A 9,759-nucleotide genomic window follows, 5' to 3' on the forward strand; every position below is an offset into this window, starting at 1 on the left:
TGCGGATGGACGCCCCGGCCGGGGCGCAGGGGAGGGGGTCAGCGGCGGGAGGTGTCGAACACCTCGTCGCGGGCGGTGGCGAGGGCGCTCTCCAGCGCACCGCGCAGCACGGGCCGTTCGCGTACGGTCCCGGACACCAGGCGGGGCCGGGAGGGGGCGAGGTCGTCGAGTTCGGCGGCGACCAGTTCGCGCAGGACGTCGCCGCCGGCGTCGTTCACCGCGCCGGAGAGGACCACGACCTCCGGGTCCACCACGGCCACCAGCGAGGCGAGTCCCGTCGCCAGGGCGGTGGCGTACCGCCGGAGCAGCCGCAGCTGCACGCCCCCGGGGTGCGCGGCGGCCTGCCGGAGCAGCGCCACCGCCGGGCCGACCGTCGCCCCGGGGCCCGGCCCGGGGTGGGACGGGACCCGCCCGGCCGGGCCCGCGGGCGGCACGGCGATGCCCAGCTCGGCCGCCAGTTCCGGCACCGCCAGCGCCCCGGCCAGCGCCTGGTAGCCGCCGGAGTCGACCCGGGTGACCTGCCGGACCAGCGGATGGCCGGCCACGGGCAGGAACCCGACCTCGCCCGCGCCGCCGGTCCAGCCGCGGTGCAGCCGGCCGCCGAGCACCAGGGCCGCGCCGAGGCCCTCCTCGTTCCACAGCAGGACGAAGTCCTCGTGGCCGCGGGCCGCGCCGAGCCGCTGCTCGGCGATCGCGGCGAGGTTGACGTCGTTCTCGTACGCGACCGGCATCGGCAGGGCCGCCGCCAGCTCCTCCAGGAGGGTGGGGGAGTGCCAGCCGCGCGGGAGGTGGCCGGCGTAGCGGAGCACTCCGGTGCGCGGGTCGAAGGATCCCGGGGTGGCGACGACCGCGCCGTGGAGGTCGGGAAGACGGAGTCCGGCGGCGCGGACGGCCCCGTCCAGGGCCAGGGTGAGCCGGTCCGCGGCCCGGGCGTCCCCGTCCGGCCCGGCGTCCCCGTCCGGCCCGGCGTCCCCGGTGTACGCGAGCTCGTGGCTGCCGATCACCTCGCCGGTGAGGTCGGCGACGGCCGCGACGATCCGGCCCGGGGTGACGTCCGCTCCGGCGACGCGCGCGGCCTGCGGATCGACCGAGTAAAGCCGGGCTCCGGGGCCGGGGCGGCCGGCGGTGGTGCCGCCCGCCACGACCAGCCCGGCTGCCTCCAGGCGGGCCAGCAGCTGGGAGGCGGTGGGCTTGGAGAGGCCGGTGAGCTCGCCGAGCCGGGTGCGGGACAGGGGGCCGTGGGCCAGCAGCAGGTCGAGCGCGGCGCGGTCGTTCATGGCGCGCAGCAGGGCGGGCGTTCCGGGGGCGGACGGGCCGGAACCCGGGCCGGGGGGCCGTCCGGGAGGGGTGCGGGAGGTCGGGCCGGTCACGGGCTCTCGCTCTCGTCCGAAGACTGTCAGGCAAGTTTCCTATCGGTTCTCGAGGCCTGTCAACGGGACTCGACGGGGCCCGCCGGGGTCTTTCGGGGATCCGCCGGGCCCCTCGAAAACCTGTCCCGGGGACGCATGAGAACTGCCCCCGCAGGCGGTGGCCTGCGGGGGCAGTTCTCCCGTTCCGTGCGCTCGGCGCGCGGCGGCTACTTCGTGATCCGCGGGGAGCCGGCCGCGGCCGGCGCCGGGATCGGGGCTGCGGCCTGGGCCTGCGGGGAAGCCGGGTTGGCCAGGGCGGACGGCGCGGCCACGGTGGCCGACGGGTCCGCCGGGGCCTCCTCCTCTTCCGCGGCCGGCAGCCCGCCGACGATCCCGATGCCCGCCCCGTCGAAGGCCTCCTTGATCCGCCAGCGGAGCTCGCGCTCGACGGCGAACTGCTGGCCCGGCATCGTCTTCGCCGACACCCGCACCGTCATGGAGGCCAACAGGACCTCCTGCAGGCCCAGCACCTCGACCGGGCCCCACAGCCGCTCGTCCCACGGCGTCTCCTTGGCCATCCCGTCGGCGATGGTCCCGATCACCTCGCGGATCCGGGGCAGGCTCTCCGTGGTCTTGACCTGGATGTCCACGCCCGCAGTCGCCCAGCCCTGGCTGAGGTTGCCGATCCGCTTGATCTCGCCGTTGCGGACGTACCAGATCTCACCGTTGTCGCCGCGCAGCTTGGTGACCCGCAGGCCGACCTCGACGACCTCGCCGGAGGCCACCCCCGCGTCGATCTTGTCGCCGACGCCGTACTGGTCCTCGAGGATCATGAACACGCCGGACAGGAAGTCCGTCACCAGGTTCCGGGCACCGAAACCGATCGCCACACCGGCCACACCCGCGCTCGCGAGGAGCGGGCCCAGGTTGATGTCCAGGGCGCCCAGCACCATCAGGCTCGCCGTGCCGAGGATCAGGAACGAGGCCACCGAGCGCAGCACCGAGCCGATCGCCTCGGAGCGCTGCCTGCGCCGCTCGGCATTGACGAGGAGTCCGCCCAGGGCGGTGCCCTCGACGGCCTCGGCGCCCCGGTTCATGCGGGTTATGAGCTTGGTCAGCGACTTGCGGACCACGGAGCGCAGTGCGGCCGCGATCACCACGATCAGCAGGATCTTGAGGCCCAGGTACAGCCATCCGGCCCAGTTCTCCTCGATGAAGCTGGCCGCGTTCGTGACGCTCTCGTGGGCCTCCTTCACCGATGCGGCGGGGTCCGGGGAGTCGGCTGCCAGGGGCAACAGGGCGGCGGGCCAGGGCACGGCGGGAACCTCCAGGTGTAGCGGTCTGCCCGTGAAAGGGGTGTGCCGGGCAGGCCTTCCACACTAACGGGGCCGTTCCGGTGACCCTGTTGCCTTGTTCGAGGGAGAGACCAGACTCACCTGGGGATGAAGGAAGTGTGGTTGAAAACACCTCCGACCCGTTACGGGCGCGTGGTGGCGCTTCGACCAGCCGTAAGGAGAGACTGGAGAGCAGATCGTCCCGGCGCGAGCCACGCGCCGCCGGCGTACAAGGAGGCAGTCCGTGCCGCACGTCCTGGTCCTCAATGCGTCGTACGAGCCGCTCGGCGTCGTACCGCTCCGCCGCGCGCTCGTCCTCGTCCTGGAGAACAAGGCAGTCTCCCTGGAGGAATCCGGCGCCTTTCTGCACAGCGCGACCCGGGCCGTCCCCGCTCCCAGCGTGGTACGCCTCAAGCGTTTCGTGCGGGTCCCCTACCGGGGGCCCGTTCCACTCACCCGTCGCGCGCTCTTCGCCCGTGACGGCGGCCGCTGCATGTACTGCGGCGGTGTCGCCACGAGCGTCGACCACGTCATCCCGCGCAGCCGGGGCGGGCAGCACGTGTGGGACAACGTGGTCGCCGCATGCCGGCGGTGCAACCACGTCAAGGCCGACCGGCACCTGGTCGACCTGGGCTGGCGGCTGCGCCACCAGCCGGCCCCGCCGTCGGGCCTCGCATGGCGGATCATCGGGACCGGGCACCGGGATCCCCGCTGGATGCCGTACCTCCAGCCGTACGGTGCGGACGACGACCTGGACCGGATCGGAGCAGCCGCCGCCGTCTCCTGACACGGCGGCTCCGGCACGAGCGAGGGCCCCGGCAGGTCGCCGGGGCCCTGCGTCGCGCCCGTGCCCGCAGCCGCAGCCGCTGTCGCATTCCGACCCGCACCCTCAGTCGCAGTCCGACCCGCAGCCGCACGCCGCGGCCGTGCGCCCGGCCGCCCGGGCGGCGGGAGCGCGCGTCGGTCAGCCGGTCGCCGCGGCGTGGAGCTCCCCGATCAGCCGGGCGACGGACCGCGGCGAGGTCCTCTGGCCGTCCGGCCGGCGCCCGGACCAGACCGGATCCGGCCGAAACGCCCGGATCCGGTCGTGGCGGCCGGTCAGCGGACGACGGCGTACGCCTCCGCCGAGAACAGGCTGCAGCCGTACTTCGTCGCGCGCTTCTCGCAGGTGACCCGCACGAACCGGGCGTCCGCCGGGTCAAGCCGGACGGATTCCTGGCCGCCGCGGGAGCCCGTCACGGTCGCCGCCCGGTGCCAGGACGACCCGTCCACCGAGGTCTCCACGCGGTACGCCGACGGGTACGCGTCCTGCCAGTGCAGCACCAACAGCCCGATCCGGGCCGGGGACGCGAGCTCCGCCTGCCACCACACGCCGTCCGCCGCCGGGGACGACCAGCGCGTCGCGGCGTTGCCGTCGACCACCGCCGAGGCCGGGAACGCCGGTGTCTCGTCCCCCGACGACGAGGCCTTCGCCCCGCGGAACAGGTCGGGGCCGCCCGTCTTCGGGACGGCGCGCACCGTCAGCACCCGGGTCTGCCCCGCGAACACCACCGGCACCCGGTAGCTGCCCGCAGCCGTGGCCGCCGGGACGGTGACCGCCACCGGCACCTGCACCCGGGTGCCGCGCGGAGCCTTCACCTCGGCCGGCAGCTTCACGGCGACCCCCGGCGGCGGCGTGGCCGTCAGCGGCCCCCGCACCTCGCCGGGCCGCAGCGCCGACACCTCCGCGGTGACCGTCTGCGCGGCCCCGCCGATCTCCACGTCCACCGACTCCGGCAGCGCGAACGACGCCTCCGGGCCGTCCGCCAGCCACGGCACCACCCGGTGCACCACCGGGTCCTCGCCGGCCCACGAGAGCCGGACCGCGTCCGCGGCGACCCCGCCGGCGTCCGCCTGGGTCCAGCCCGAGGCGGCCGCCTGGGCCACCTTGCGCCAGCCCTCGCCCGGCACGTGCACCTCCACGGCCGCGCCCCGCGTGCCCTCCGACAACGGGTTCGTCATGACCGTGACCGCCGTCACCGGTCGCGCCGCGTCCAGCCGGACCGTCCAGGCGCCCGGCTCCTGCGACACCGTGCCCGTCTGCCGGGCCGCGCCCGTCCAGGCGTCCGCCTCCGCGACCGCCTTGGCCAGGAAGGCGTCGAGCACGGACTTGTCGACGCGCCCGGCGGCGTCCGGCTCGGCCAGCTTCCGGCGGGCCTCCGCCAGCGTCTGCGAGGTCCGCCAGGCCGCCGCCCCGTCGCCGCGGGCCTGGGCGCGCAGCAGGTCCACCGCCAGCTCGCCCGCCGTCCCGTACGCCGACAGCCGCGCCAGCCAGGGCCCCGCCTCACCGGCCAGGGCGGGCAGCCGGTCGGGGGCCTCCCGCATGGCGGTGAACGCCGCCCGCAGTCGCTCCCCGGCCGCCGCGTCGCCCGCGGCGCGGGCCTGCCAGAACTCGTCCACCAGCGGGCGCAGGTACGCCGACTCGGGCAGGGCCAGGGCCGACGAGGCCGTGTTGCCGGCCAGCGCGGCCATGGCGGTACGGGCCGCCGGGTCGGGCCCCGCCAGTTGGGCGACGGCCGCCGCCCAGGAGTCACCGGCCCGGTAGCCGCCGGGGTTCCAGGCGAAGTCCGCGGCCGTGAACAGCGGGATCCGGGACAGCGAGGCCTGCTGCATGGCGTTGGCCAGCAGCCCGGCCGAGCCGCCCGCGACCGCCGGCTCGCGCCCGGTGTACGGGCCGAGGAAGATCCGGCCCGGGTCCCAGTCGTTGACCGGGTAGTTGTCCATGGTGATCAGCGGGTGCTGGCCGAAGGCGCTGCGCGCCCCGGCCAGTTCCTTGCCGGTGATCGTGCGCGGCACGACGCCCACGCCGGTCCAGGCGACCTCCACCCGCTCGTCGAGCCGGTCGGCCAGGGCGGTGCGGTACTTCGTCGCGCCGTTCTGGTGGTACTCGGTCGGCAGCAGGGACAGCGGGGCGGCGCCCGGGTGCCGGGCGGCCAGGTGCGCGGCGAGTTCCCCCGCGACCTCCGCATGGGCCTTCGCGGCCGCCGCCGGGCCCGTCCCGTACCGGACCCGGTCGGCCCGGCAGCCCCACTCCGAATAGCTGACGTCCTGGAACTGCACCTGGAACGCCCGGAAGCCGAGCTCCCACATGGCGTCCAGTTTGTGCGCCAGCGCCGCCCGGTCCGCTGCCGAGGCCAGGCACATCGACTGCCCGGGCGATACGGCCCAGGCCAGGACGACCCGGTTGGCGCGGGCCCGCTCGGCCAGCTCCCGGAACTCGTCCTGCTGCGCCTGCGGGTACTCCGCGCGCCACTCCGTGGTCCGGTACGGGTCGTCACCGGGCGCCAGCAGCAGTCGGTTCTGCTTGGTACGGCCCATGAACTCCAACTGCGCGAGCCGCTGCTCCTTCGTCCAGGGCTGCCCGTAGAACCCCTCGGTGATCCCACGGACCGGCGCGGCAGGCCAGTCCCGCACCCGTACGCCGGGCACCTTCCCCTTGCCCGCCGCCAGTAGCTGGCGCAGCGTCTGCGCCCCGTGGAACAGGCCGTCCTCGCCCACGCCGGCCAGCGCGACCGTGTCCCGGCCGCCCGCCTTGCCGACGGCCAGCCGGTAGCCGCCGCGGGGCAGGTCCCCGGCCTCGGCGGCGCCCAGCGCCCGCAGCGCTTCCTCGGCGCCGGGGCCGTCCAGCCGCACGACCGTGCCCCGTTCGGGCATCGGCGCCCCGGGACCGGGCTCGTGCAGGATGCGGACGCCCGCCTCGCGCAGCGCGGAGCGGACCGCGTCGACCGCGTACGGGTCGGCGCCCGGCGCCGTGACCAGGACGGCCTGGCCGTCCAGCGGGACCTCCCGCGCCGGATCGGCGGTCATCGACTGCGGCCGCGGCCACACCGCGGGACCTTCGGCGGCGGTCCGCTGCGCGGTCGCGCCCGGGTCGAGCAGCGGGCCGGCGGCCGCACCGGACGGCGCGCCTCCGGGCGCCGCCGCCGCACCGCCGCCGGTGCCCACGCCCGGACCGGGGCCGCCCGCCGCGTCGGGCGCGCTGGACGCCACCAGCGAGCCCAGCGGCCCGGCGACCACGGCACCGCCCACCAGCGCGCCGATGACGGCAATCGCTGCCGCTGTGGTCCGCTTCCTGCCCTTGAGCTGCACGAAGCCTCCTCGTCCCACCTGCGTCCCCCGCTCGTACGAACGAGCCCGAGCCCACCACCCGCGCGGGCGGAGTGTCAATGCGGGCGGGCGTTCTGACCCGGAACCGCCAGGAATGCCGGGCCCTGCACTGGGTATGGCTGCGGTGTCGAACGGCGTTGTTCCCTGTTGCTGACCCGCCCTCACCGCCCGTACGGAAAAAGGAAGGTCCCGCCCCGTGAACGATGCCGTCACCGTCACCGTCACCGTCACCGCCACCGCCGCCGTTCCGCTCCTGGCCCACCTCCCGGCGCAGGCCGGGCCGGCCGACGGGCCCCTCACCAGTGAGCCCCCGCTCGCCGGGGCCGTGCACGCACCGCTGACCAGTGAGCCCCCGCTCGCCGGCGGGGCGCGGCTGACGAGCGAGCCGACCCCACCCGCCGGCGACTAGTGCGGTGACCAGAGCGACGCCGGCCCCCTCCTCACCGACCCAGGGACACACATGGACGACCTCGCCCGGCTCGCGGCGCTGCACGGCGTCGCCACCACCTACCAGCCCGCCGAGGGCGTCACCGTCCGGGTGCCGGAGGCCACGGTCGGCGCCGTGCTCGGCCTGCTGGGGGTGTGCACCGACACCCCGGACGACATCCGGGCCGAGCGCAGCAAGGCGGAACGGGCCGCGGCGCAGCGACTGCTGCCGCGCGTGCTGGTGTGGTGGGCCGGATCCGCGCCGCCCGCCGAGCCGGCCGCACTGCCGCCGGGCACGCGCTTCCGGCTGGAGCTGGAGCGTGAGGCAGCCGGCACCGAGGACGGCGAGGGCGGGGAGGGCGCCGAGGACGCCGAGGACGGTGCGTCGGGTGCCGCGGCCGAATGGCGGCCCGGCTCCGGGGCCGTCCCCCCGCTCGGCGTGCACCGGCTCCACGCCGAGACCCCCGACGGCCGCACCGGCACCGCCACGCTGATCGTGGCCCCCGAGCGGGCCCCGGCCGCCCCCGAGCGGGCCCACGGGCTGCTCGTCCAGCTGTACTCCCTGCTCTCGGAGCGCTCCTGGGGCATGGGCGACCTCGGCGACCTGGCGGAGCTGGCCCGCTGGGCCGGCCGCACCCACGGGGTCGGCTTCGTCCAGGTCAACCCGCTGCACGCAGCCGTGCCGGGGACACCGACCGACCCCTCCCCCTACCGGCCGGCCTCGCGCCGCTTCCCCGATCCCGTTCATCTGCGGATCGAGGACGTCCCCGAGTACGCCGACTGTCCCGACCGCGAGGCCCTCGCCGCGCTCGCCGCCCGCGGCGCCGCCCTGCGCCGGGAGGTGCTGGAGAAGGGGGCCCTGATCGACCGGGACGCCGTCTGGGAGCTCAAGCGGGCCGCCCTGGAGCTGCTGTACGCCGTCCCGCGCACCCCCGAACGGGAGGCCGCCTACCGCGCGTTCCGCGCCCTGCAGGGGCCGGCCCTCGACGTGCACGCGATCTGGTGCGCCGGGCGCGCCGGCGAGGATCCCGAGGGGCGCGCCGATTTCCACCGCTGGCTGGTCTGGCTGACGGACGGCCAGCTCGCCGCCGCCCAGGAGGCCGCCCGCGAGGCCGGGATGGCCGTCGGCATCGTGCACGACCTGCCCGTCGGGGTGCACCCGAAGGGCTCGGACGTCTTCGGGCAGCCCCTGTACGCCGGGCCCGCCAGCGTCGGCGCGCCGCCCGACGCCTTCAACGCGCGCGGCCAGGACTGGGGCCTGCCGCCGTTGCGGCCCGACCGGCTGGCCACGGCCCGGTACGCGCCGTTCCGTCAGCTGCTGCGCGGGGTGTTCCGGCACGCCGGGGCGCTGCGCATCGACCATGTGATGGGCCTGTTCCGGCTGTGGTGGATCCCGGGGGACGTCCCGCCCGCCGAGGGCACGTACGTCTCGTACCACGGGGAGGCGATGCTCGCCCTCCTCGTGCTGGAGGCGCACCGGGCCGGCGCCCTGGTCATCGGCGAGGACCTCGGGACGGTGGAGCCGCGGGTGCGTCGGGAGCTGGCCCGGCGCGGGGTGCTGGGCACCTCCGTGCTGTGGTTCGAGCGGGACTGGGCGGGCGACGGGCAGCCGCTGCCGCCCGGGGCCTGGCGGGCCGACTGCCTGGCCACCGCCACCACCCACGATCTGCCGCCCTCTGCGGCCAAACTGGCGGGCAGCCACATCGAACTGCGCGACCGGCTCGGCCTGCTGACCCGACCGGTCGAGCAGGAGCGGGCCGAGGACGCCGCCGACACCGCCCGGTGGCTGGACGTGCTCGCGGAGCTCGGCTTCGACACCAAGGGCGAGGAGGCGGCCGTCGCGGCCCTGTACGGGTTCCTGCTGCGCACCCCGGCGCGGCTGGTCGGCGTGTGGCTGCCGGACGCGGTGGGCGACCGGCGACCGCAGAACCTGCCGGGGACCTGGGACCAGTACCCCAATTGGCGGCTGCCGCTCGCGGACGCGGCGGGACGACCGCTGACCCTGGAGGAACTGGCCGCCTCGCCCCGCGCGAACGCCCTGATGAGCGCGGTGCGGGAGGGCGCACGCGCCCGTACGGCACCCCCGGGCGCGCGCCCCGTTTAGGTGTTCGCTACGTTTGCACCGTGGACAAGAAGAACGCCCTGCGCGCCGGTGCCGTCTCGGCCGGATCGGCGCTGATGCTGCTGCTGATGACGTCTCCCGCGCTCGCGCTGACCCGCGACGACGGCGACGACCCGGGTACGAGCCTGAGCGTGGGCGCGACCCTCGGCCTGTACGTGTTCCTGCCGATCGCGATCTTCCTGGCCATCGCCGGCCTGGTGATGGTCCTCGACAAGTCCGACCGGCCGAAGAAGAAGCAGGCCTGAGCACCGCCGGTCCCCTCCGGGACCGGCAGGTACCACAGACTTCCGGGGGGGGGGGGGGGGGGGGGGGGGGGGGGGGGGGGGGGGGGTGCGTGGGGGGGGGGGGGGGGGTCGTGGGTGTACGCGTCGGCGGTGGTGGG

General features: G+C 76.2%; 7 protein-coding genes. 4 read left to right on the plus strand and 3 right to left on the minus strand.

Features of this window, described 5'->3' with window-relative positions:
- Window positions 1-38 precede the first annotated feature (38 nt).
- Both ACZ4VL_RS24535 and ACZ4VL_RS24540 read right to left on the minus strand, forming a co-directional pair.
- The gene (locus ACZ4VL_RS24535; protein WP_468203797.1) at window positions 39-1,277 is read right to left on the minus strand and encodes an ROK family transcriptional regulator; all 1,239 of its coding nucleotides are present in this window, start codon (window positions 1,275-1,277) and stop codon (window positions 39-41) included.
- 299 nt (window positions 1,278-1,576) lie between these two features.
- On the minus strand, window positions 1,577-2,665 hold the full coding sequence (locus tag ACZ4VL_RS24540) for a mechanosensitive ion channel family protein (protein ID WP_468203800.1): 1,089 nt from the start codon (window positions 2,663-2,665) through the stop codon (window positions 1,577-1,579).
- 262 nt (window positions 2,666-2,927) lie between these two features.
- On the opposite strand from ACZ4VL_RS24540, the gene ACZ4VL_RS24545 reads away from it, so the two are divergent.
- The gene (locus ACZ4VL_RS24545; RefSeq protein ID WP_385849583.1) at window positions 2,928-3,470 is read left to right on the plus strand and encodes an HNH endonuclease; all 543 of its coding nucleotides are present in this window, start codon (window positions 2,928-2,930) and stop codon (window positions 3,468-3,470) included.
- Window positions 3,471-3,781: 311 nt separating this feature from the next.
- Here the strand turns inward: ACZ4VL_RS24545 and ACZ4VL_RS24550 are convergent, their stop codons facing one another.
- A complete protein-coding gene (locus ACZ4VL_RS24550; protein ID WP_468203802.1) occupies window positions 3,782-6,811 on the minus strand; it encodes a beta-N-acetylglucosaminidase domain-containing protein in 3,030 nt (1,009 codons plus the stop codon).
- Between the two features lie 214 nt (window positions 6,812-7,025).
- Here ACZ4VL_RS24550 and ACZ4VL_RS24555 point away from each other — a divergent pair, with 214 nt between their 5' ends.
- The 3 genes from ACZ4VL_RS24555 to ACZ4VL_RS24565 are packed head-to-tail and all read left to right on the plus strand — an operon-like array spanning window position 7,026 to window position 9,622.
- Complete coding sequence (locus ACZ4VL_RS24555; RefSeq protein ID WP_468203803.1) at window positions 7,026-7,238, plus strand: hypothetical protein; 213 nt, start codon at window positions 7,026-7,028, stop codon at window positions 7,236-7,238.
- Between the two features lie 51 nt (window positions 7,239-7,289).
- Window positions 7,290-9,359 carry a 4-alpha-glucanotransferase gene (locus tag ACZ4VL_RS24560; protein ID WP_468203805.1) on the plus strand — a complete coding sequence of 690 codons (2,070 nt, stop codon included), beginning with the start codon at window positions 7,290-7,292 and terminating at the stop codon, window positions 9,357-9,359.
- Between the two features lie 20 nt (window positions 9,360-9,379).
- Complete coding sequence (locus ACZ4VL_RS24565; RefSeq protein WP_361084216.1) at window positions 9,380-9,622, plus strand: hypothetical protein; 243 nt, start codon at window positions 9,380-9,382, stop codon at window positions 9,620-9,622.
- Window positions 9,623-9,759: the final 137 nt, after the last annotated feature.

The organism is Streptomyces sp. NPDC029014, from assembly GCF_055564695.1.